This is a genomic window from Streptomyces antioxidans, assembly GCF_000968685.2.
GTDB classification, from domain to species: domain Bacteria; phylum Actinomycetota; class Actinomycetes; order Streptomycetales; family Streptomycetaceae; genus Streptomyces; species Streptomyces antioxidans.
Window position 1 is genome coordinate 123,570 of the sequence record NZ_LAKD02000040.1, and the last position, 22,321, is coordinate 145,890.

The 22,321-nt window shown below is 66.2% G+C and carries 28 protein-coding genes; 21 read left to right on the forward strand and 7 right to left on the reverse strand.

Going from position 1 to position 22,321, the window contains the following annotated elements; genetic code table 11:
- The first annotated feature begins 45 nt into the window (after nt 1-45).
- The 5 genes from VT50_RS40450 (at nt 46) to VT50_RS39020 (ending at nt 3,820) form a co-directional block, all read left to right on the forward strand.
- A complete protein-coding gene (locus VT50_RS40450) occupies nt 46-324 on the forward strand; it encodes a hypothetical protein (RefSeq protein WP_046085253.1) in 279 nt (92 codons plus the stop codon).
- A gap of 13 nt (nt 325-337) precedes the next feature.
- Complete coding sequence (locus VT50_RS16650) at nt 338-652, forward strand: hypothetical protein (protein ID WP_046085252.1); 315 nt, start codon at nt 338-340, stop codon at nt 650-652.
- 232 nt (nt 653-884) lie between these two features.
- Entirely contained in the window at nt 885-1,175 is a 291-nt protein-coding gene (locus tag VT50_RS16660; RefSeq protein ID WP_046085251.1) for a hypothetical protein, read from the forward strand.
- Nucleotides 1,176-1,778: 603 nt separating this feature from the next.
- Entirely contained in the window at nt 1,779-2,378 is a 600-nt protein-coding gene (locus VT50_RS39015; RefSeq protein ID WP_143645226.1) for a hypothetical protein, read from the forward strand.
- A 23-nt stretch (nt 2,379-2,401) separates the two neighbouring features.
- Entirely contained in the window at nt 2,402-3,820 is a 1,419-nt protein-coding gene (locus tag VT50_RS39020; protein ID WP_143645227.1) for a hypothetical protein, read from the forward strand.
- Between the two features lie 448 nt (nt 3,821-4,268).
- On the opposite strand, the gene VT50_RS16665 is transcribed toward VT50_RS39020, so the two are convergent.
- Entirely contained in the window at nt 4,269-4,505 is a 237-nt protein-coding gene (locus VT50_RS16665) for a hypothetical protein (RefSeq protein ID WP_158083209.1), read from the reverse strand.
- A gap of 1,295 nt (nt 4,506-5,800) precedes the next feature.
- On the opposite strand from VT50_RS16665, the gene VT50_RS39310 reads away from it, so the two are divergent.
- The 3 genes from VT50_RS39310 (at nt 5,801) to VT50_RS16670 (ending at nt 7,745) form a co-directional block, all read left to right on the forward strand.
- Nucleotides 5,801-6,193 (forward strand): hypothetical protein, encoded by a 393-nt coding sequence (locus VT50_RS39310; protein ID WP_158083210.1) that lies wholly within the window; start codon nt 5,801-5,803, stop codon nt 6,191-6,193.
- Nucleotides 6,141-6,455, forward strand: coding sequence for a nucleotidyltransferase domain-containing protein (locus VT50_RS41370; protein ID WP_107424817.1), 315 nt, complete (start codon nt 6,141-6,143; stop codon nt 6,453-6,455). The genes VT50_RS39310 and VT50_RS41370 overlap by 53 nt, the downstream gene beginning before the upstream one ends.
- 495 nt (nt 6,456-6,950) lie before the next feature.
- On the forward strand, nt 6,951-7,745 hold the full coding sequence (locus VT50_RS16670) for an NUDIX domain-containing protein (protein WP_075200301.1): 795 nt from the start codon (nt 6,951-6,953) through the stop codon (nt 7,743-7,745).
- Here VT50_RS16670 and VT50_RS16675 read toward each other — a convergent pair.
- Complete coding sequence (locus VT50_RS16675) at nt 7,729-8,772, reverse strand: NsdA family TPR-like regulatory protein (RefSeq protein WP_206269422.1); 1,044 nt, start codon at nt 8,770-8,772, stop codon at nt 7,729-7,731. The genes VT50_RS16670 and VT50_RS16675 overlap by 17 nt on opposite strands.
- Before the next feature lie 424 nt (nt 8,773-9,196).
- Here VT50_RS16675 and VT50_RS16680 point away from each other — a divergent pair, with 424 nt between their 5' ends.
- From VT50_RS16680 to VT50_RS16725, 11 genes are all read left to right on the forward strand, one after another.
- A complete protein-coding gene (locus VT50_RS16680; RefSeq protein WP_046085249.1) occupies nt 9,197-9,544 on the forward strand; it encodes an SCO3933 family regulatory protein in 348 nt (115 codons plus the stop codon).
- A 2-nt stretch (nt 9,545-9,546) separates the two neighbouring features.
- Nucleotides 9,547-10,899 carry an FtsK/SpoIIIE domain-containing protein gene (locus tag VT50_RS16685; protein ID WP_046085248.1) on the forward strand — a complete coding sequence of 451 codons (1,353 nt, stop codon included), beginning with the start codon at nt 9,547-9,549 and terminating at the stop codon, nt 10,897-10,899.
- Nucleotides 10,900-10,983: 84 nt separating this feature from the next.
- A complete protein-coding gene (locus tag VT50_RS16690; protein ID WP_046085247.1) occupies nt 10,984-11,664 on the forward strand; it encodes a DUF2637 domain-containing protein in 681 nt (226 codons plus the stop codon).
- A 22-nt stretch (nt 11,665-11,686) separates the two neighbouring features.
- Nucleotides 11,687-11,881, forward strand: coding sequence for a hypothetical protein (locus VT50_RS16695; protein WP_046085246.1), 195 nt, complete (start codon nt 11,687-11,689; stop codon nt 11,879-11,881).
- A gap of 1 nt (nt 11,882) precedes the next feature.
- A complete protein-coding gene (locus VT50_RS16700; protein WP_046085245.1) occupies nt 11,883-12,074 on the forward strand; it encodes a mobile element transfer protein in 192 nt (63 codons plus the stop codon).
- 14 nt (nt 12,075-12,088) lie between these two features.
- Nucleotides 12,089-12,244, forward strand: coding sequence for a hypothetical protein (locus VT50_RS38470; protein ID WP_107424818.1), 156 nt, complete (start codon nt 12,089-12,091; stop codon nt 12,242-12,244).
- A gap of 20 nt (nt 12,245-12,264) precedes the next feature.
- Complete coding sequence (locus VT50_RS16705; RefSeq protein ID WP_046085244.1) at nt 12,265-12,594, forward strand: hypothetical protein; 330 nt, start codon at nt 12,265-12,267, stop codon at nt 12,592-12,594.
- Between the two features lie 90 nt (nt 12,595-12,684).
- Nucleotides 12,685-12,870, forward strand: coding sequence for a hypothetical protein (locus tag VT50_RS16710; RefSeq protein ID WP_046085243.1), 186 nt, complete (start codon nt 12,685-12,687; stop codon nt 12,868-12,870).
- Nucleotides 12,863-14,224, forward strand: a complete 1,362-nt coding sequence (gene repSA / locus VT50_RS16715) for a replication initiator protein RepSA (protein ID WP_046085242.1) — start codon at nt 12,863-12,865, stop codon at nt 14,222-14,224. Before VT50_RS16710 ends, repSA begins: the two co-directional genes overlap by 8 nt.
- A gap of 2 nt (nt 14,225-14,226) precedes the next feature.
- Complete coding sequence (locus VT50_RS16720; RefSeq protein WP_046085260.1) at nt 14,227-14,436, forward strand: helix-turn-helix domain-containing protein; 210 nt, start codon at nt 14,227-14,229, stop codon at nt 14,434-14,436.
- Nucleotides 14,436-15,614, forward strand: a complete 1,179-nt coding sequence (locus VT50_RS16725; protein WP_046085241.1) for a tyrosine-type recombinase/integrase — start codon at nt 14,436-14,438, stop codon at nt 15,612-15,614. The genes VT50_RS16720 and VT50_RS16725 overlap by 1 nt, the downstream gene beginning before the upstream one ends.
- Before the next feature lie 341 nt (nt 15,615-15,955).
- On the opposite strand, the gene VT50_RS16730 is transcribed toward VT50_RS16725, so the two are convergent.
- The 3 genes from VT50_RS16730 to VT50_RS16740 form a co-directional block, all read right to left on the reverse strand.
- The gene (locus VT50_RS16730; protein WP_046085240.1) at nt 15,956-16,453 is read right to left on the reverse strand and encodes a GNAT family N-acetyltransferase; all 498 of its coding nucleotides are present in this window, start codon (nt 16,451-16,453) and stop codon (nt 15,956-15,958) included.
- The gene (locus VT50_RS16735; RefSeq protein WP_046085239.1) at nt 16,450-16,941 is read right to left on the reverse strand and encodes a VOC family protein; all 492 of its coding nucleotides are present in this window, start codon (nt 16,939-16,941) and stop codon (nt 16,450-16,452) included. The genes VT50_RS16730 and VT50_RS16735 overlap by 4 nt, the downstream gene beginning before the upstream one ends.
- Before the next feature lie 172 nt (nt 16,942-17,113).
- Nucleotides 17,114-17,563, reverse strand: a complete 450-nt coding sequence (locus VT50_RS16740) for a hypothetical protein (RefSeq protein WP_046085238.1) — start codon at nt 17,561-17,563, stop codon at nt 17,114-17,116.
- 249 nt (nt 17,564-17,812) lie between these two features.
- Here VT50_RS16740 and VT50_RS16745 point away from each other — a divergent pair, with 249 nt between their 5' ends.
- Complete coding sequence (locus VT50_RS16745) at nt 17,813-18,139, forward strand: helix-turn-helix domain-containing protein (protein WP_046085237.1); 327 nt, start codon at nt 17,813-17,815, stop codon at nt 18,137-18,139.
- Between the two features lie 64 nt (nt 18,140-18,203).
- Here VT50_RS16745 and VT50_RS16750 read toward each other — a convergent pair whose 3' ends face one another.
- Nucleotides 18,204-19,001 (reverse strand): hypothetical protein, encoded by a 798-nt coding sequence (locus VT50_RS16750; protein ID WP_046085236.1) that lies wholly within the window; start codon nt 18,999-19,001, stop codon nt 18,204-18,206.
- Nucleotides 19,002-19,504: 503 nt separating this feature from the next.
- Nucleotides 19,505-20,623 (reverse strand): bifunctional DNA primase/polymerase, encoded by a 1,119-nt coding sequence (locus VT50_RS16755; RefSeq protein ID WP_063893205.1) that lies wholly within the window; start codon nt 20,621-20,623, stop codon nt 19,505-19,507.
- A gap of 718 nt (nt 20,624-21,341) precedes the next feature.
- Between VT50_RS16755 and VT50_RS16760 the strand changes: the two genes are divergently transcribed.
- The gene (locus VT50_RS16760) at nt 21,342-22,304 is read left to right on the forward strand and encodes a bifunctional MaoC family dehydratase N-terminal/OB-fold nucleic acid binding domain-containing protein (protein WP_046085234.1); all 963 of its coding nucleotides are present in this window, start codon (nt 21,342-21,344) and stop codon (nt 22,302-22,304) included.
- Nucleotides 22,305-22,321 lie beyond the last annotated feature (17 nt).

Consider the following 22,321-nt stretch of genomic DNA (forward strand, 5'->3'; position numbering starts at 1 on the left):
AACTAGCTTCACTGAAAGTGATCGCCAGTTGACGGAGGCTGCCCTGTGCCCGCTTCGGGAGTTAGCGCGGCGGCCATCGCCGCCCGGCTGTCCGCCGTCGGGCTCCCCACGCGCGTGGAGGAGCACGCCCGATTCACATCGGTCGAGGCGGAGGTGCCGGAAGCGCTCTCCGCTGAGTCATGGAAGGAGGTCCTGGCGGCGGTGGCCGAGGCCGATCGGTTCGGGCTCCTCGTCACCTGCCGGAACGGCCGCACTCTCCGGGCGGTCGTAGAAAAACCGGTCCCCACGACGGGCGATGTCAGGGGACCGGGCCATCAGCGATAGGAGCTGATTCAGCGTGCTCAACCGTATCCGCCGCGCCGTCTCCCTCACCAGGGCGCGGCACTTCTCCAAGGGCAGGCACCGCCGCCCCTTAACACCCTCCCGACCGCCGGTCGCTCCCGCCTTCTCCGCGCGCGCTGACGAACCGACGCTCATCCTGGAGCGGGCCGCCGACTGGGCGTGGCACCGCTACTCGCTCGCGGGCGAGGAAACCGCGCTCGTCCGCCCGTACGTGCTGGCCTGGGAAAGGCGCGCACGACAGCACCCAACGGTTGTTGTCGCTCCCCATCTGCCGACCGAGGCCCGGTCAGCTCTCCTGGAGGCCCGCTGATGCCCTCTCAACAGCAGCCCGACAGCCCGGACGCTTCGGTTGCCCCCTATCAATCAACCGCCTGCCGGATCGGCACACACCACGCTTGCGCGGAGTCCTCCCCAGCTCTGGCACCGGTCGACGTGCCGTTGATCTACGAGGCGTGCGACTGCCTGTGTCACCCGGTCTCCGGCGAGACCCGGCCAGCAGACGCGAAGCAATGAGCAACACCCACCGAGAGGCAGACGCAGGGATGACGGCACAGAGCCAACTGAGGCTTCTCCCGTGGACGGGGCCCGAGGGCAAGCCGTGCTTCCTGGACACCGACGACCGGGAGGGCTTCATGTCCCGCTTGGCGGACCACATCGAGGCGGAGCAACTCGGGATGGCATCCGAACTGCTGGGGCAGGCGCTTCCAATACTCGACGACGAGACCGCAGACCTGGAGAAACTGAAACTCATCGCCGCGCAGTTGGCGGGCGCGCTGCGGGACGTGCTGCGCGTGGCGACCAGCCGCGGGCACCGTCTGCCAACGCCTGAGTAGCCCCTCAGGGGAACGCTCGGTCGACATGTCACGGCGGTACTGGCTGGCAGTCATGTGCAGTACAGCTAGGGAGACCTCGGATACGTTCCTAGGTCTCCCTGCTTTTTCCTGATGACGCACGGTCGGCTGAGCGCTCTCACCCTCGCCCGGCTCCCCTGTCCACCTCGACATGCTGGTGTCGCGCCCTCTCTGGACAAGAAGGGGCCCTGAGCTTCGGAATCACGGGGCCTGGCATGCATGACACTCACCCTGACCTGCCGGAACGGACGATCCTGCGTGCCACGCGGGGCCTCTCCGTAGACCCTGATTGACCGTGGTTCACCGCTCAATCGGGCACGCATCGGGCACGGCCTAGCCTGCGGATGGCCCTGGTACGTCCTGTCCCCTGTGAGTCGTGGCTCTTGATGACTGTCCGGCGACACCACGCAGGGATCATCAGCAACCGCTGACTCAGAGCTGCGCGCTTGGTGTGAGTTGGGTATGGCCGTGTGCGACCGTCTCAGAGTCGGTCTGGGAGGGAGCGAGATAACGGAGTTGCACATTCCGTAACCACTCAGTCACGGACCTCTACCACGAACAGATCAAGGTCTGTATGCTCCCCACATGCCAGGGGAGGCTTTGCATCAGCTTGGAGACGATGGCGCGAGGCGGGCTAAGCGGTGGCTTGAGTCCACGACACGCGTCAAAGCGGCATGGCTCAATACGGACCCGCACTCTGCGGGCAGGCTCGAATTTCCTTGGCCGCATAGCGAGTGGAGCTTCTCGTACGATATTGGAGGAATTCTCCACGGCGACGAATTCGCCGGTCAGATGTTCTTGGCCGAGTGTAAGAAGTACTCGTCTGCAGGAGACCAAGGTACTCACTATCAGTCATATCTTGCTAAATGTTACGTGACGCGCAGAGATCACTCTCGGCTTGCCGATCATTTCATGTGGATGACATGGCACCCATTTCTCGTGGGAACGTGGAACCAGCTTTGTGAGGCCGACAAAGTACGCGAGGGCGTATTGTCGGAGCATAAGCGGGTCTTCGGGGTGGATTCCGAGGAAGAAGCCAAGGATCTGATTGATGATGCCATTGTCGAAGAAGTTGCTTCCCGTCTCTGGTTATTGGTTCTTTCAGACAAGCAAGAGAAGCTAGTTATCACGCCCCAGCATAGAGGCTTAATAATTAAGCACGAGATCGAGGCGGGGACTTGGTGATGGGTGCGTCTTATGCGCAATCAGTGCGCAATGCCATTGACCCGATGGATCCGCTCAGGAGCGTCCATGCCCTCAAGCAAACGGTCATCAACGAGTTAAAAGAAACAGATTCTCGTGTTTCCATTAAGTCGACGGACTACTTTAACCACACGTTTGCTCCTGATCTCGTTCTCAGGTGGCCTCATGACAGTAACGTGCGTCGCTTATTCTTACGTACTGACCCTGACCCGATCTACTTGGCCCAAGATATGGGGATCGCTGGGGCCCCAGATTCGATCTTTTTCTCGCTTTCGTCGGGTGAGCGACCAGGGGAAGTTGGCTCCGATGAGTCTCTACACGCTGCGGCTCTTGAGGCAGGGGCCTTATTAACGGATGCGGATGGACTGCAAGAATTTATTGAATCTCGCCGAGAAACGCCCGTTGTTAGCCTTGCCTCTAGCGCGATCCTGCAAGGTGGTCGTGGACTGATTAAGCGTCCTGAAGCTGTAGCAGTTTCCCGGGGCGTATCAGATGGATTCTCGGCTGCTCAGGAACTCGATGTATCGCGGACGCGTTCGGCAACGAGGGTCATCAACGAAGTCTTTGATGGCGTGCGATCTTCTAGGCTTACGCGTTTTTTGCAAGCTGTCTGGGTTGGCTCTGGCGGAGATGCTGCCACCTTTCCGGCTCCCGCTGATGTGGCAGGCCCTCTTGACGATGAGGCACTATCTTTTCTTCTAGATCTCGAAGAGATCACCGATGACAGCTTTTGGCGCAGGATCGGTAGAGGCATTACGTTGGATCGACTGGCAGGTCTAACGATAAACCAACCTTCCCGTAACCTGCAGAGGCTAGTGACAAATAATCTGGACGTTCTGCAGGCGAAGATTTGTCGCATTGCCTTGCTGCAGCCGCAACTGTGGAGAGACGAATCACCTCTACAGTGGGCTGTCGATCGTGAAATGCTTGCTTTGCAGTCTGATAGATTTGCGGCATTCTTGGCCGGCCGACGTGAGGATCTCAATGCCAGGCCGGAGGACTTGGATGGCATCAGTGTCAATGACGTGGTGAAGCGTGCTGTGCGGCATCGAATTGCTGTTTCTGAGTTGGAGCTCTCTACTGTAAGGAGAACTCTCACTTACGGTTCCGATCGAGTCGAAGATGTTACCCGGGACGAGGAGCTAGCGGATTTCGCAGAGGTGCTTGGTCCGTCAGTGAGGGTCAACGCGGCCATTGCGTCCATAGCGCGTGGGAGAAACCTACGATGTGACTTCACGTCACTGACGGGGCAAGGGCGAACCGCTGCAAAGTTTCCGATTTCGGAGCTCCTCTATGCGGCTTTAGGACTCATGATGGAACTCACCGAAGAAGAAGAGAGACAGCTTTCGGTGCTTCTTTCCGGTGGGGCCACGACCGATTCAGATGACGAATATTCTCTCTTCGGACCAGATGACATCCCCTAGCGGGCGTGCATGACTTGTTCAACAGCCTGCTTTGGGCATTGGAATTCGTCGAGAAGCGGCCTGTCCTAGTGAGTTTCCGGCGCCCCCTCTCAGCCTGGACAGAGCGCGCCGCTTTCCAGTCGGCAGCGGTCGGCTTGTTGCTGTACTCCGTTGTTGAGCCCCCGACTCTCCGCTTTTCAGGCCGAGTAAGGCTGCTGCCGGTGGTCGGTTCGCTGACGTCCGCTGCTGGCGTCGGCGTACGCGGCCGTTGGCGTCACGGCTGGCGTCAGATGACCTCTTCGTCCCGAACTGACGGCGAGCGGTTGCTGGGGTCTGCTCGGCTGATCGTCGGTGGTCCAGCAATCGGTGAAGGTTAGTCGTGGTCACGGCGCTGCTGTACCCCCTGCTGTACTCCGCTTGGCCAACCGGACGTGGGCTCAACTGACACGCCGGGAGGCCTTGGCCCAGCTCAGACCCGAGCCACCACTCCAACGAACTCTGCTCCCTTGTGGTTTCCGATGATGAAGGCGAAGCCGTGCCCCTCTCCACAAGTGAGATCGACGCGGACGTACCCACCTCGCGTTCCCAACGGGCTGTCGTAGTCGTCCCTGTCGGGGTGCACGGTTGCCACCTCGTGGTCAGGGGAGAAGTCCTTGTTCTCAACGGAGTCAGTGCCGCAAGCGGGGCACATGAGCTGCCACTGCATGCTCCACTCCTGCGTGTCCTTCTGTACCGGCACCAGGGCTTCCGAATGGGGCACAGGCATATGACTACCTCCTCAACTCGAACCGTTACCTCAATCACACCGCATCTGGAGCTTTCTCGACGGGTGGTTACCCAATCTCGCACTCGCAGACTCAACTGTTCACGGAGCAGTCGTGGTTAAGTGCAGGGCCCGCACGGTGTAGCGGAGGGGGCTGAGAGGCTTTGGGATGGGGCTGCCCCGGTGTGAGATCGGCGCCCCGTGTAGCTGATGTTGCCTCCTCAGGCCTCTACCACGTCAAGCAGAGGGCAGGCCTGACCACCGGAGCGCTACAGGCTACATCTGGCGCAGTCGAGATGATGCGCGGAGGAGAGGCAGGTCGACCGTTGGCTGCCAGGGTCTGTGCGGTCGACGTTGCGACGGATGTTCTCGTGAGCGATCGGAACCAAGACGCTAAGCTAGCTGACACCAGGGTTTTGGAGAATCGAAAATATGTTCGGCGCGATCGGCGGTCCTGAATCCTGTCAATGGGGTATTTGAGAGCCTGATAGTGGACTCAATATGAACGGTCGTCGGGGGATAAATGGCGCGGTGCAAGAATGCGGCAAGAGCGATAGGGCAAAACGACACAAGGAACCTGTACGCAGACGCTGCAGGGCGTTGCCAAAACCCGAGCTGCTTGAACCCTGTCCTGGTGAGGGCAGAGAATAGCGTCCGCGTTAATGTTGGCGAGTTGGCTCACATAATTGCCGCCTCCCCCAAGGGGCCCCGAGGTGACTCCGTAATTGATCCCAGTGCGTTGGCACTCGAACAAAACCTGATACTGCTTTGTTTGGTCTGTCACAAGATTGTGGACTCAGAGGAATCGGCGTATCCCGTCGAGTTGCTCCAGACCTGGAAAAGTTCGCACGAGGCTCGAATTTCCAGTGCCTTCGGTGCGCGTGCATTTGATCGATGCGAAGAGGCCCGATATACGCTTGAGTCTTACCTCCGCTCGAATCGATCCACGTTCGATGCCTTCGGTCCCAACTCAGAATCTTCGTGGAACCCCCTTTCGGATGCTGTCGACATTTGGAGGGTGCGAGTGCGCGAGGTGATCATCCCTAACAATCGAATGATTCTAAGGCTTCTAGACTTCAATACGCATCTCCTGTCATCCGCTGAGCTAACGGTGTTGGAGAAATTTCGGGTCCATGTGGAAGAGTTTGAGCGGAAACATGTTTTCGGCGCTATGTCTTCCTCGGTTCCGCGGTTCCCAGAAGAAATGAATGAGATGCTTTGCCGAGAAGGGGTGTGACATGCCAGATGGCGGTTACTACGCAAAGGTTCCCCGTTCGGAGTCAATTGAGGCTGTAAGGAGGGCCCTGTATCGGCACAGCGCTGTTTCCGACTATAAAGAAATCACTCCTCAGCTGTACGAGATCTCCCGAATTGGAAGGTCGGCTGTGAAGTTGTATGTAACCAACGTGTACACGGTGGGCATGGCTGACGTTCAAGAAATTCTCGAAGAGAATCCTTCTGTTACGTGTATTCTCACTGTCAGTGCTTGGAACAGCTATACGGGGCGAGCTAAGGAGTATGCGAAGTCAATCAACGTCGGGCTCTTCAGATTTTATGAATGGCTGGGGGCGTTAAACTATGACGGAGATAAGCTCCTTGATTACATTGCTCCGTCAGAGCGTGACGATTGAGTGTTTGTGTCCGCCTTGGGATGTCTACTTGTTTGGATCTTCGCTAAGCGGGCTGCGCGTGGGGTCCGATGTTGACCTAGTTCTCGTTTACAAGTGTGGCGATGAAGCGATGGCTCGAAGGTTTCGAGTAATCGCCACTCGAAGGGCTTGGGATATTCTCAACCTGCAACTTGATGTCACCCTCTTGAGTGAAAATGAAGAGGAATCTGTGAGCTTTGTTTCAAGAGAGGGTGCCGCGCGAATTCTGGGCAGTAGTGAGTAGTAGTCGAGGTGACGGACTGGGGGAAACGAGTCGGTGGAGCGGGTTTGGGCGGTGGCCTGCCCGGTTTGGGGTCGGGCATGGTCAGGGGGCCGTACGCTGGTTGGCAACTCGGGCAGGCTTTGGACCTGCCCGGAATTTGAACGAGTGGCCCCCTGGCCTTGCCCGACGCGGGACCCGGACCGGGGAGGTGCCTAAAGCCGTGGAGCCGACCCCCAGCCACGACGGCGCTTTTCTCCCCAGCCAAGGTGCCCGCTGCTGGCGCGCGGCTCGGTGGTCGGGCCGGAGCGGGGCGGAGACAGGAGCGGCGGCCCGCGCCGCCGGGCCGCGCGCCGCGCCGCGCTTGCGCGGCGCCTTGATCGAGTAGGGAAAGTTCTACCGCGCTCTGGTTGATCGTTTGGGTCGGTCGGTGCCTACTCACGTGAGTAGGCACGCGGATACCCTGGTTCTAGTTACGCACGTAACTAGAACCAACGACGGCAGGAGCGTGCTCACCGGATGGGACCGAAGTCGGAGCGGGTCTACCGCACGATTCGCGAGTGGATCGCTACGGGCAAGTACTCGCCAGGTTCCAAGCTCCCGTCCGAGCGGACCCTGTCGGAGGATCTGGAGATCGGTCGTACGGCCCTGCGACAGGTGCTGGCCAGGCTCGTTGCTGAGGGCGTCGTCGAAGTTCATGGCCGTAGCTCCTACCGGGTGCCGGATCGGTCAGTGACTACCGAAGCGCCAGCAGATGTCGAGCCCTGGCAGATCCATGGTGAGCGGGCGCTGTATGACAACCCGTGGGTGAAGCTGAGCCTCGTTGACGTGGAACCGCCCGGCGTGAAGCGCTTCGAGCACCATGTCGTCAAGCTCCACCATGTGGCCATCGCCGCTGTGATCGATGACCAGGACCGAGTGCTCATGATGTGGCGGTACCGCTTCGTCCCCGATGCCTTCGGCTGGGAGCTGCCGGGCGGCATCGTCGATCCGGGGGAGGAACCCCTTCAGACCGCCTTGCGTGAAGTCGAGGAAGAGACCGGCTGGCGGCCGGACGCCTTGCAGCATGTGGTCACGTACCAGCCCATGGTCGGCATGGTCGACTCGCCGCACGAGATCTTCGTCGGTCATGGGGCGAGGCTCGTCGGTGAGCCGACAGATCTGGAAGAGGCCGGTCACATCGCCTGGGTGCCTCTGTCCGACATTCCCGGGCTGATGGCTCGTGGTGAGCTGATGGGGTCCGGCACCTTGGTCGCCCTCCTTCATGTGCTTGCATCGCGGGGTGCCGGCGCGTCGCCTACAAACGCTGCGTGAGCTGCTCTATCCGGCGCCTGTGACGTACTGACCTGGTGCGACTTGCCACCAGCTGGGCTTGCCGCAAGTGCTTCTGCGCCTGGTCGTGCTCGCCGCGGGCCAGGTGGGCTTGGGCCAAGTCGCAGTGGAGCCCCGCCGAGGACCTGATGAACGTGGGGTCGGTCGTCTCCAGCGCGGCGTACAGGCTGTCCACTGCTTCGGCGTCGCCGATCAGGGCGAGGGCGTTCCCGCGCCACCTGGTGAGGTGCCCTTCGTTCAGGAAGATGCTCAGCATGTCCGGATCGCGGGCGTCTTCTCCTGCGGGCAGGTGTCGCATCGCAAGCTCAAGGGCCTGTCGACACTCGTTCTGAAGCCCAGATCGGGCGCAGATTTCCGCCTCGGCTGCGTACAGCCAAGCCCTGAGGCGCGGAGACATGCCCTTTCCACCGAGCCGCTGTGCGTCTCGGACCAGCTGCACCGCCAGCTCAGGACGTCCGGCGTCGCAGAGCACGTATGCCTGTTCGGCGGTGGCGTGCGCGAGGTACATGGGCTCCTCGGCCTCTTGGGCGGCGCGCTTCCCCAGCTCGTAGTGACGCCAGGCTCGGTCCGCGGCTCCGACGTCGAGGGCCTGCCAGGCCGCCAAGGTGGCTGCTCCGGCCAGAGCCAGAGCGACTGGGCGTCGGGTCTCCGGGAGTACCGCGAAGGTGAGGGCGTCCTCCAGCCGCGTCAGGTGGGCGGTCATCTGGTCGACCAGGCTGGCGGCGCCCATCTGCCGGTCAATGGTCCGGAGCAGTTCGGTCTGTTCCATGAACGTCTTGACCATCGTCAGGCTGACGTTCTCGGCCTCATCGATCCGGGCAATCAGCTCGTCGTACCCGTCGGCCGTGGCGAGTGCCAGCGGCGGCTGTGATCCGCCCGCCAGTTCATCGTCGGTGATCCCGAGCAGCGCGCGGAGGATCTTGGCGTAGTGGCTGGAGATCGTCCGTCGGCCGTTCTCCCACTCCGAGACGTACACTCGCAAACTCGCGGTTGAGGCGACGGTGAGCATGTGCTGGCGCGCATGGCGTTCGATCTCCCGCACAAGACGCTCTTGTGACCATGCCCGTGCTGTCCTCGCTGCTTTGAGTCCACTCATCGCGTACTGCCGCTCCGCGTTGGGGTGTTGAGCCGTAACAGCAGCATGCCTTACATCCGCCCAGGTCGGCAGGGGTTAACCGTTTCGCTGTTAACCCCTGTTGGCTACCGGATCGTTGCTCGGCGCGCTTACCTGGAACTGTCGCAGTCAGGCGAGTTGAGATGCCGGGCCAGCGACGGCGCTTGACATCTGGTGCGCACCAGATGCAACCTTCTGGTGCGCACCAGAAGGAAGCGCAAACGCTCCGCAGGTTTGCTGCGGCATTTCATCAACGTTCAGGAGCGGCGACCCACCGCCAAGCAAGTACGCCGCTCCCGCCCCTGAAGGGACCTCCATCATGCGTCAGATTCCCGTCGACACGTCCGCCGCGACCGTGATGGTCGCCAAGCCCGCCCAGCCGAAGATCCGTGACCGCCGTACCGGTGAGATCGCCTTGGACGCGGACGGTGTGAAGCTGATGACCGTGGACGTGATGTTCGCGGCCAACGACGACGTCGAGATCCTGTCCATCGCCGTCCCGGAGACCGGCATTTCCGGTGACCTGGCCATGGGCACCCCGGTCGCGCTCACGGGCCTGATCGCCCGGCCGTGGGAGAACGAGTTCAACGGTCAGAAGCGGCACGGGATCGCTTTCCGAGCCGTCGCGGTCACCTCGCTCGCCGCCTCGGGCGCGAAGGCGGCCTGATCATGACCTGGCTCATGGTCGCTGTGGTGGTCGTCGCTGCTGCGGGTCTCCTGCGGTGGCGGCGCCCCGCCTGGTACTGGCTTTCCCTCGGCGTCACCTTCGCCACCGTGCGGGTCCTGGTCCGCTACGCCTCGGTCATGGACGCCTGCGGGCTGACCGTCCCGCCCGCCCGCTGGCGCCTGGCTCTGGCCCGGATGACTCGCCGGGAGGTGCCGGGCCCCCGCTCGCCGCGCATCTTGCGTCTGCGCCCGACCCGCACCGGCCTGGTGCTGCGGCTCAAGCTCAGGCCCGGACAGGACGCTTTCGACGTCGCCGCCACCACCGACCGGCTCCGCCACTCCTTCGGCCTGTACGGGGTCACCTCCTGTGAGATCCGCTCGGGTGTGGTGGAGGTGCGGATGACTGGCTACGACGTGCTCAAGCGGGTACAGATGCCCGCCCGGCTCGACACCCGGCCGATGCGCATCCCGGTCGCCCTGCGCGAGGACGGCTCGGTGCACTACCGCGACTACCGCGCCGTCCCGCACGGGCTGACCCTCGGCGCCACGGAGTCCGGCAAGTCCGTCTACCAGCGCAACCTGGTCGCCGGGCTCGCTCCGCATCATGTCGCTCTGGTCGGCATCGACTGCAAGCAGGGCGTGGAGCTGTTCCCGCTGGCCCGCCGGTTCTCCGCGCTCGCCGACAACCCCGACACCGCCCTGGAGCTGCTGGAAGCGCTGGTGACGCACATGGAGGAGGTGTACCAGCTCATCCGAGCCGAGCAACGGATCAGCGTCGCCGTGCCGGATGCGGAGATCGCCGCCGACGTCTGGGACCTGCCCGAGGACATCCGGCCGGTACCGGTCGTGGTCCTGGTCGATGAGGTCGCCGAACTCGCCCTGTACGCCACCAAGGATGAGGAGAAGCGCCGGGACCGGATCATCACCGCTCTCGTCCGCCTCGCTCAGCTCGGCCGCGCGGCCGGCATCTACCTGGAGATCTGCGGGCAGCGCTTCGGCTCCGAACTCGGCAAGGGCATCACCATGCTCCGTGCCCAGCTCACCGGCCGCACCGCCCACCGCGTCAACGACGAGACGTCCGCCAACATGGCCTTCGGCGACATCGCCCCCGACGCAGTGCTGGCCGCGATTCAGATCCCGGCCGAGACCCGCGGCCTGGCCATCGCGGGCGATTCGACCGGCGGCTGGCACCGCATCCGCGCCCCGCACACCTCGCTGCGCGAGGCTGTGAACATCTGCAACAAGCACGCCCACCTCACCCCTGACCTGCCTGCCTTGGCGGCGTTCCGCCCCGCCACCGCAGCGGTGTCCTCGGCCCGGGACCGGCTGTCCAAGACAGCCCCCGCCACCGCCTGACCCTCACCCTCTCTTCCGGTCGGCGTGACGTCTTCGCGCCAGGTCCCTACCCCTCCCATGCCTGACGACAGGAAGGAATCCGTGATGGCCCGCCCGCGTGTCGACGCCGTTCTGGTCCAGGCCGTCATTGCCGGGGCGCTGTCCTTCGCCCACCTGCACGATCTGGCCGCCGCTGCCGGACAGGACGGCTGGAAAGCCTGGGCCTACCCGATCAGCGTCGACCTGCTCCTGGTCGCCGCCTGGCGTCGACTGCGCACCGGCGGACCTACCCGGCTGGCCTGGTGCTGGTTCCTCATCGCCCTGGCCGCCTCCCTCGGTGCCAACGTCGCCACCGCCGGACTCCTCGACATGCGCCATGTCCCGGCCTGGCTGCGCATCCTCGTCGCCGCCTGGCCCGCGCTGGCCTTCATGGGCGGGACCCTCCTCGCCCACACCATCGCCCACCCGGAGCGGCAACCGTCGGCGCACCCCGACCCGACACCCCAGCCCCCGGCCGTCGAGGACGAGCAACAGCCCGAATCCGCACTCGCGCCGGTGGCTGACGTCGACGAGCGCGCCGCGCCTCTCGCCGCCGAGCCTCAGCCCGCCCCGGCCCCGCCCGTTGCTCCCGCTGTGCCGGTCCCGGCCGCGTTGGTCGACCACGCCCGCAAGGTCGCCGACGACCACCACGCCCGCACTGGGGCCCCGATCGACACCGACACCCTCCGCGCCCGCCTCGGCGTCCCGCCCCAGCTCGCCGACGCCATCGCCGCCCAGCTCGCCTGACCCCGGAAGGAAGCGACGTCCCATGACCCGTGATCCGGCTGACCTGACCGCTGTCGACTACCTCGACGGCGCCCGCGAGATGGCCGCCGCCGACCGGCCCTTCCTCGCCCACCTGCTCGCAGAGGAAGCCGCTCAGCGCACCACCGACCTGGCCACTGCCGCCGGTATCCGCGCCAGTTTCCCCGACCCGACGACCACACGAACGGAGACCGACTGAGATGCCCGCCCGTGACCACTTCCACTCCGTGATGCGGATCGGCCCGGTGCAGATCGGCACCCACCGTGGCCGGAACGGTCGCACCGTGCACGCCGCCGTGTGCACCGTCGACCGGTGCGGCTGGTCCGCCGACTACTCCAGCCGGTCCGCCGCCCAGCTCGCCGCCCGCACCCATCGCTGCCGCATCAACTGACCGGAGGTTCCGCCATGGACGTCCCGCTCTGGCTCGCCCTGATCGTCGTCGGCTGGCTCGGCATCAAGCTCATCCGTCCGCCCTGGTGGCTCATCGCCGTACTCCTCTTCGGCGGCTACCTCCTCGCCGAGAGCGGCTTGGCCTCCGTCGTCGACACCACCGTCAAGTAACCCAAGAAGGGGAATCACCCATGCTCCGGCCCAAATACCCGACCATGCCCCAGCCGACCGGCCTGGTCACCCCGACCCCGCAGACGCCGACCGTCATCCAGCCGACCACCGTCACCCCCGGCACTCCAACCCCGCCGCCGACACCCAACGCCCCGGCCTCTACCCGGCCGGTCGTGCAGCTCACGCCCGGCACCGCGATAGCCCTCGTTGGCGGCGGCACGGCTGTGGTCCTGGTCGTCGGCGCCGTGCTGGTCTCCATGCTTCTGGCCGTTGCCATCACTGGCGTTTCGGTCGCCGTCTGCGCCGTCGTCCTGCGCTCCCTTCTCGCCTCCACCACCAAGCGCCGCTGAACCGGCCCCCGGGCGGCTCCGATACCGCCAAGCATCCGCCGCCCGGGCGCCGTCCCTGTCCGATCCACTGAACCGGAAGGAAGTCCCAGCATGACGCAGCGCACCAGCCCGCTGCCCCGCAATTGCCCGAACTGCGACGGCTTCGCCTCCGCCGCCGTCACCACCGGCGGACGTGACCAGAGCGGCCACCTCCACACCATCACCGCCGACTGCCCGGCCTGCCACGGCACCGGCGCCCGCACCACCCGCCGCAACCGGGAGGGCGCCCGTGTCTGACCTGCTCGACCCGACCACCCTCGGCGACCTGCTGAGGGTGGCTTCGGCCACCGACTACACCCGCTGGGAAGACCAGATACGCCGCACCGGCGGCTGCGCCGACCCCATCCACCTACGCGGCTGGGTGATCCAAAAGGACAAGACCACCGGCGCCACGCTGCACCACTACACCACCGCTGACGAGCCGGGCGGACGGCTCCGCGTCGCCTGCGGCAACCGCCGTGCCTCCCGCTGCCCGGCCTGCGCCTGGACCTACGCGGGCGACACCTACCACCTCATCCGCGCTGGCCTGGCTGGGGACGACCTCCGAGACATCCGCGCCACCGTGCGCGACCACCCCCGCGTCTTCGCCACCCTCACCGCCCCCTCCTTCGGCCCGGTCCACAACCGCCCGGACCATGGCGCCTGCAGCTGCGGCACCCACCACGCTCCAGACGCACCGGAGCTGGGCACCGCCCTCGACCCCGCCACCTACGACTACGCGGGCGCCGTGCTCTTCAACAACCACGCCGGACAGCTCTGGCAGCGCTTCACCAACCGCCTCCGCCGCGAGATCGCCGCCCGTGCCGGCATCACCCAGCGAGAGCTGAAGGAGCGCGCCCGCCTCTCGTACGGCAAGGTCGCCGAGTTCCAGAAGCGCGGTGCCATCCACTTCCACGCCGTCATCCGGCTCGACGGCCCCGATGGACCCAACACCCCGCCGCCGTCCTGGGCCAGCGTGCAGCTCCTCACCGATGCCATCCACGCCGCCGCCATACACACGTACACGTCTGTCTCAGTTCCGGCCGCCGAGGACCAGCCCGCCCGTACCTTCCGCTGGGGCAACCAGCTCGACGTACGGCCCGTGAAGGCGTTCGGAGACGGCTCGGACATCACCGAACAGGCCGTCGCCTCCTACGTCGCCAAGTACGCCACCAAAGCCGCCGAGACCACCGGCACCCTCGACCGCCGCATCGGCGAACTCTCCGAACTCGACCGCCACCACGTCCCCGACCACACCTGTCGCCTGATCGAAGCCTGCAAGCGGCTCGATCCGCTCTACCCCGACCGGCGCCTGTGGGCCTGGGCGCACATGCTCGGTTTCCGGGGCCATTTCTCCTCCAAGTCCCGCCGCTACTCCACCACCCTGGGCGCCCTGCGCCAGGCACGCGCCGACTACCGGGCCGCCCAGGAGACCGCCGCCCTCGGCCTGGAGGACGTTGAGCCGGACACCGTTCTCGTCCTGGTCGACTGGCAGTACGCCGGACACGGCCACACCCCCGGCGAATCGGCCCTCGCCGCCACCATCCGCCGCGGCCTGCAACTCAACCGCGAGACAGCCCGTGACGCACTGGCGAACGAGGGGGAGTGGTGACCATGGACCGACTCCTCACCGTGTACGAGGTCGCGGAACGGCTTGGTACGGGCGTCCGTTTCCCCCGCCGACTCATCGAGGAACGCCGCATCACCTTCGTCAAGGTCGGTCGGCACGTCCGCATCCCGGAGAGTGCCGTAGAAGCGTTTGTCGGCGCCAACACCGTGGAGCCGATCGCCCTTCGGCCTACCGGGCTCAGGAGGGCTGCCTGATGGCTGGCAAGCGCAAGTCCCGCCGGGACTTTGGCCGCGTCCGCAAGCTGCCCTCCGGCCGGTTCCAGGCTCGATATCCGGGACCTGACGGTGTCCTGCGTCCGGCGGATCGAACCTTCGCGACATCGACGGACGCTGATCGCTGGCTGATACGGAAGCGCATTGAGATCGAAGAGGGGCGCTGGCTCGATCCGGTCGAGGGGCAGACGACCGTACGCGACTGGGCTGCACGCTGGCTCGATGCCGTTTCGCCACAGCTCAAGCACAAGACCCAAGCGTCGTACCGGTCGTTGATCAACTCGCTGATCAATCCGGCGCTCGGCGACCGCGAGCTGTCGACTCTCCGGCCGATCACGATCGCTGAGTGGGTCGGCGCGATGAAGACCAAGGGGCTCAGCGCTTCACGTATCCGGCAGGCGTACCGGGTCCTGTCGCAGATCATGCGGGCGGCCGTCGACAACGACATGATCCCGCAGACGCCGTGCCGGGGCGTGAAGCTGCCTCGGATGCCGCAGACCGAGCCGCATATCCTCACGCCGCTCGAAGCCTCGCGGATCGTACGGAGTGCCGCCAAGCCGCATAACTTGTTGATCGCGCTCCTCGCGTATGCGGGACTGCGCGTCGGCGAGGCATTCGCCCTTCGTCGCGTGGACATCGATGTGCCCGGCGGCTTTGTCCTGGTCGATGAGAACCTGGCGGAGGCCAACGGCACCTTGGTCTTCGACACACCGAAGTCCCACCAGAAGCGGCTCCTGCGAGTCGGCCCGTCGCTCGCGAAGCGGCTCGGTCGGTACCTGGAGGCCCTGCCCGGCGGAGATGACGCGCTCCTGTTCACGACACCCGGCGGCAAGCCGCTCCGCTACAACCAGTGGCGTAAGGCGTACTTCGACCCTGCCGTGTCGGCGGCCGGGCTGACCGATGTGACACCACACGATCTGCGCGCCTCACACGGAACGTGGGTCGCCGATCAGTACGGCGTGATGACCGCCGCGCACCGGCTCGGCCACTCGAACGCGAGCGTCACCACCCGGCACTACGCCCGGCCGGTCGCCGGTCGTGATGACCAGGTTGCCGAAGCGGCGGACTCCTGGCTCAGCGGGCACGACCACGTCCCTGGGGCACGTAGCGGGCACGACGACGATGACGACGGCTCCGCTGGGACGCCTGCACCCCTCTGACCTGCGGCAGAGCGATCAGCCTGCATGATCGCCGAGAGATCTTGAAAACCGTCGTGGCAGCGATGTCACCGAGGGTTCAAATCCCTCAGCCTCCGCAGAGGTCAGCGAACTAGCTGGTCAGAAGGGGTGCCCCCGGTTTGGGGGCACCCCTTCTGCGTGTACCGTGTCTCACCCTGTCTCGCCTGTGTCCCAGCCTTGACCAGTACGTGTGGGCCAGGAGTGGGCCGGATCGCCCGGGGTCTGGCTGGTTTGGACCGGCCGGGTGCCGCAAGTCCCGTCCATGGGCAAAGAAGACCGATCAGCACTCTCGGAGTGTCCGGCTGAAGTACTTCGTGCTCTGGTCAACAGGCCCGCTCGTATTCGATCTGGTTGAGGGGATTGCCGTCGCCGTAGTCGTAGGCGCGGGCGGCGCCGGACTCGGTGAAGCCGCACTTGGTGTAGAAGCGGCGGGGCTGTGGGGTGTCGCGCAACGTCCAGAGGTGTACCCGAGTGAACCCGTCGTCGAGCAGGTGGGACAGCGTCTCGGTCATCAGCGCGGCGGCGACGCCGCTGCCCCAGCCGTCGGGGTGGCAGTAGAAGCTGAAGATCTCTGCGAGACCCGGCCGAGTCGGGGACGGGAGTAGGAAGGACAGCGCCGTGGGGCGGCCGTCCAGCTTGGCGAGGAGGATTGTCCCCGTCCCTTCTGTGATCCGCTCGTGCCACCTTGTACGCCTGCTCCGGACGGCATCCGCCGCGAACTCCGGCCGGAAGAAGGGGGCATGGGACGCTTCCCAGGCTGCGGCGTGTATCTCGCCGAGCGCGTCGCCGTCCTCCGGGCGGGCACAACGAACCTCGATCATGCGATCACCCTTGGAGCGTGTCCGCCAGAAGGGCACGCCCCGGACACGGGTGCCTCGGAGGAGGCCGCGCCGACGCAGAACTCGTTGCCCTCTGGGTCAGCCATCAGAATGTGGTGCCTGTCGAACTCCTCCAGGACCTTCCCTCCCGCTCGCATCAGCCGCTCGGACTCTGCTCTTATCCGCGCCCACCGTTCGTCAGGGCTGCCGTGTCCTGGCACCCGGATGTCGAGGTGAAGCCGGTTCTTCGCCGTCTTGCGTTCGGGGACCTTGAGGATGGAGAGCCTGGGGCCGACGCCGTCGGGATCGCAGAGCCACGCGCCGTCGTCCGCGGAATCGTCCTCCGGGGGATCGAACTGTGCGAGCCACTCCTCGCGGGTTCTAAAGGGAGCGGGTGGCGGCTCGTCGATATACCCCAGGGCCGTCTTCCAGAACTCGGCGAGGAGCCTCGCGTCCGTGCAATCAAAGGTCAGATCGATTCTGGCTGCCATGTCCGGACCGTACTGCGCGCCACTGACACCGAGGGTTCAGATCCCTCAGCCTCCGCCGAGGTCAACGGCGTAGCCGGTCAGGGAGGGGCCCTGGTTCTGGGCGCCCCTTTCGCGTGTTGGACTCCGGGCGTCAAGAGAGGGAGGGCGCTGGTGCCGAACTCGAAGACGGACTTCAGGTCTGGGCTGGCTTTTCGTCGGGCCTGTTCCTGCTCTGGTGTGGCACGACGACGATCTGGTACTCGTCCTCGTAGACGATCCTCCCCGGGTTGGACGAACGGACCATCCGGCACTCGATGCCGTGAGCGGCAAGGATCTCCAGGTAGCCGTCCACCCGCCTGATCAGTTCCCGGGACGTGGATTTGAACCAGGCCGCCGCGCCGGGGTGGAGCTCGTGGTCGTAGACCGTCGGATCCACGGTCGAGGGGTCTGGATAGGCCGCGTTGTACCAGTCGTTGGTGGTCCGTCGGAAGCGTTCCTGGTCCGCGCTTAGCTTCCCGCTTCGGGCCAGGCCGTTGACCAGGCCGAACACACCGGAGAAGTGGCCGCGCTCGTTTCGGGTCGGGCTCTGGAAGCGGACGTAGGGGGTTTCGTCGACGGGTTCGCTCGCTTCGCCGGTTGTCACGGTGTGGATGTTACGGACGGGGGCGAGGGGTGTCGTTCGCTTGGTGGGGGTGGTTGGTGGGTGGATCTGGCTGAAAAGGTATGGGTGGAGTGTTCGTGCAGGTCAGGGGCGCGGGGTCGGGTGGTTGGAGGGTTGGTGGGGGGTGGGAAGGCGGGAAGTGGGCTTTTAGTTGTAGCTAAAGGTGGGAAGCTTCTAATGAGGGCGTTCGAAGCCCGAGGTCGGCACCATGCGCTGGGAGGTTGATGAAGCGTGCCGTGGAAGAGCAAGGGCGCGAGGACGGAGGCCGCCGACCACTCGGGGGCACGGTTGGCGCGTCAGGCCACTGTGGAGGTCGCCGGGTTGCTGGGCAAGCGTGGCATGAGCCGCACTGACCTCGCCCGGCTCATGGACGTCAGCCCGGGGCGAGTGAGCCAAATCCTCTCCGGGGACGAGAATCTGACGCTGCGCAGCCTCGCTGCCGTGGCCGATGCGCTGGAGCTGGACATCAAGATCAGTTTTGTGCAGCCCAAGGACGACGGGGCTCAGCGGCCGCATGGGCTGGGCGATGGGTCCGATGCCTTTGTCTACGCTCCGTGAAGGCATCTGGGTGTGCGGGGTGCGTCCCTGACGGGCGTCGTGGTGGGTGGTGTGCCGCGCCACGTCAGGGGTGCGAGGTGCCCGTCGTGGCGAGGGGGCGTACCGCCAGCGCCTCGTCCCGCAGCCGCATGAGCTCGCGGTCGCCGCTCCGCTTCCCGGTGCGGTAGCCGAACTCCAGCATGCGTACGCAGGCGTCCATGGCCATCGCCAGGGTCTGGCGGCGGTCCTCCGCCTCCTCCCGGGTCGGGGCGTGCAGCTCCGGCGGGAACTCCTGGACCTCTCGCTGTCGGCACTTCGCCTCGATGTCGGCCTCGACCTTGGCCGCGTCGTCCAGGAGCTGGTCCACCTCCTCGTACAGGGTGTTGATCGTCGTCCTGTCCTTGGCCGCGGGGGCGCAGCCACGCAGGTGGAGGCGGGCCTCGAAGGCGAACATGCGCAATTGGGCCACGTTCTCGAAGTCCCTGACCAGGCGGTGGCAGTGGAGGTACATGTCATGGACCAGCCGCCGTTCCAGCTCGCTCAGCAGCACCGCGATGCCCAGCGTGATCACGGCCACAAAGGGCGGCGTGGACTGCTGGTTCTGCTGCTGACGGACGCGAGGTGCCAGGGCCCCGCCCGCCGCCGCAGCGGCCACGGCGGGAGGCACATCGGCGGCGTGCGGCAGCAGCAGGGCGATGGTGAGCAGCGCCGCCGCGCAGGTGCAGACGATGATTCCGCAGCACAGTGACGCCGACCTTACGGTTCCCAGCAGGCGCCCCTTGTCGGCGAAACGGTGGACCAGCGAGATCCAGGTGACCAGGGCGCAGACCCCTATGGGTAACGCGATGTCCGCGAACCACCCCTGTGCATAGAGCTCGTGCAATGCTCCCCCCTGGTCGCGCCTTGGTGCCGGTGCGCCGGAGGCGGTCGGCCGGTCACCGGGCCCTGGTTACGGGGGTCCGGTCACACCCGGTACCGGGCCGCGGCCATGGAGCACCCGGTTACGGAGCACTGGTCACGGGCACCGACCGCGGGGAGGCGGGTATCCCTTCACTGTCGGCCCCGTGGGCGGGAGCACCGGCGCGTGGGCGCGTGGTTCCCGCGCCGTTCGGTCGGTCCCCGCGCCGCCTGGTCCCTACGCGTTTCGGTCCCCGCGCCTTCGGGTTGCCGTGTCTTCCGCTTGCCGTGCCTTCCGGCTGCCGTGTCTTCCGGTTCCTGTACGGAGCGCCTCGTCGCGTGGTCACGATAGTGCTCCTCGTTCCCCTAGCGCACGGCCCCCCGTCCGCGTACCGCTGGATCGCGCCGCCTCTGGCACTCCCGCGATACGTCTGTCGCCGCCGCTCCGTTCATCCGGCCCGGGGGTCCCGCCTGGCGTCAGGCCGGGCGTCAGGCACACGCGTCCGGGGGCTGGAGGTGGCGGGCGGCGCTGCGGGCCGCGGAGGCCACCGTGGCGCGGGCCTCGCGCGCGGGCAGGCCGGTGTCCAGCGCGGCCTCGATCAGCGCGGGGGCCAACTCCGGCCCCGCGCCCGTCTCGTAGGCGCGGCAGGCGGCCCAGAACAGCCGGTCGTTGCGCTGGCCCTCCCGTGAGGCGCGGACGAACCGTACGAGCCCTTCCAGGGCCGCGGGATGCGGCTCGGGGAACGACGGGCCGGGGCGGTACGAGCGGTCCTGCGCCGGGCGCGACGGCGTGAGCAGGCGCAACAGGGCGGACGGGACCGGGGCCGGGGCCCACGCGGGGGAGCCGGGCGCGAGGCGATAGCTGCCGTGCGAGGCGTACGAGCCCGGGCCGACGAGATAGCCGCCCAGCCCACGGATGTCGATGCCGGGGGCCAGCCGTCCGGCGGAGTTGGGGACGGCGAGGCCCGGTGGGCCGCACAGCCACAGATGGCGCCCGCCGCTCGGGGTGAGCACGGTGACCGTACGGGGGATGGCGAAGCCATGCTCGCGGGCCAGCCCGGCGAGGGCGGCCAGACCGTCCGTGTGGTCCTTACGGTTGGCATCGGGACTCCCGGCCGTCCTGCCCGGCTTGGCCGTTCCGTCTGCCTTGGCTGTCCTGACTGCCTTGGCCGTTCCGGCCCGCTCGGTCACCCCGACCGCCCGGGCCGCCCCGGCCCTCTCGGGCCCCTCGACCCCGGCGTCCTTGTCGCTCGTTCCCCCGGATCCCTGGGGACTGCCGGGCGCTCCCGGCATACCGGGCCGCACTCTCCTGAGATCGAGGTCGAGGCCGATGAGGTGGTACGGAGCGCATCCGCAGGCGATGCCATAGCCGGTGGCCCAGGGGGCGGCCGCGAACAGGGCGCGGATCCCGTCCGGGTCTGCCGAGGCGTCATGGACTCCGTGGCCCAGGCGGCCGCATTCGCCACGGCATGGCAACGGCGCCGGGTCGTGGTGGTGAGGGGAGCGCACGGCGGGCAGCTTCGCGCGGGTCAGCGGGATCACGCGGAAACCGTGGGCCGCGGCGGTCAGGGCGTGGGCGAGGGCATGGGCGAGTGCGGGATTCGCCATGTCACCCATTTTCGGACAAGTGTTCGGTAATGGGAAGAGGGCTCGGCAAGTCGCCGAGGATGGCCGAAATGATGTGGAACGGAGCCTCTCGTGAGGCTCGCCCCACGGCCGGGTGAGGCGGTGCGCCGGGCGCACCGGCGCGATGCGGGGAGTGGGGGTGCATGGGGTGTTTAAAACAGGTTCATCATGCTTGCGTGGTAATTCCAGTGGTCCGCACGCATCGTCCGGGAATCGGTGGGCAACTCTGCTTCCGCGACCTTCCGCGACCCTCCGCGCTCCTTCGGGGCCTCGGGGAGGTCATCGCGGGAGTCGGAGGATCGGAGGAATCGAGATGGCGGGCATCCGCACGGGCCCCGGCCGCACCTTCGCCGTGCCACCGTTCGCCGCGTCCAGGGCGGGGCGCGGTTCCCGGTATCCGTCCCGCTCGCACGGCGGTCCCCGGAATCTGCCCCGCTCGCATGGGGGCAGGTCGCCACCATCGCGAGCGCGCGTAAGGGAAACGCCGAAGCGGTGCGATGTCCGATCGATCTGAGTGAGCCGTGGTGATTCATTGAGCGAAACGGGACGGGTGAGGTCGTACGGTCGCGCGATGGCGTAGCAACGCCATCGCGCGACCGTGCGTGGTGCCCCCGTGCTTCGGCGTACGTTCTTGACAGCGTCGATTTATCTGACGGATAGTCAGATTGCTTTCTACGGCAGACATGCGGCAGGGGAAGCGATGACACGTGATGACCTGGACGTTGATCCGGACGAGCTGTACGGACGGCTGAAGGCGTACGAGGGGCGGACGGCCGCGAGCGGCGGCACGGGCAGGGACCCCGTCAACGAGCCCATGATCAGGCACTGGTGCGAGGCGATGGGCGACACCAACCCCGCCTATCCGGCCGTCGCGCCGCCCACGATGCTCCAGGCGTGGACGATGGGCGGGCTGGCCGGGCACCCCGGCGGTTCGGCCCGCTCTGAGGCGTACGACGAGCTGCTGGCGCTGCTCGACGACGTGGGCTGCACCTCGGTGGTGGCCACCGACTGCGAGCAGGAGTACCCGCGACCGCTGCGCCCCGGCGACCGGGTCACCTTCGACGCGGTCATCGAGTCGGTGTCACCGCGCAAGACCACCAGGCTGGGCACCGGGTACTTCGTCACCACCCGCATGAACGTCCGCGCCGGGGACGGGGAGCTGGTCGGCACCCACCGCTTCCGCATCCTCAAGTACGCACCCGCCCGACCCAAGAACGCGCCAAAGCCGGAACCGGCGCCAAAGCCGGGGCTTACGGCTGACCCTGCCCGCCGCCCCCGCCCCGTCATCAACCGCGACAACGCCGGTTTCTGGGAAGGCGTCGCCCGGCACCAGCTGCTCATCCAGCGCTGCCTGGACTGCGCCACTCCGCGTTTCCCCTGGCTGCCGGGGTGCGGCGCGTGCGGCTCCCTGCGGTGGGAGGCGTTCGAGGCGTCCGGCACCGGCACGGTGTTCAGCTATGTGGTCATGCACCATCCGCCCTTCCCCGCCTTCGACCCGCCCTACGCGGTCGCCCTGATCGAGCTCGCGGAGGGCGTGCGGATGGTCAGCGGCATCACCGGGGTGCCGTACGACAAGGTGCGCATCGGCATGCCCGTCGAGCTGGAGTTCCTGCGTGTGGACGAGGAGCTGGAGCTGCCGGTGTTCCGGGGTGCGGAGGCGTGACCGATGACGCGAGGAGG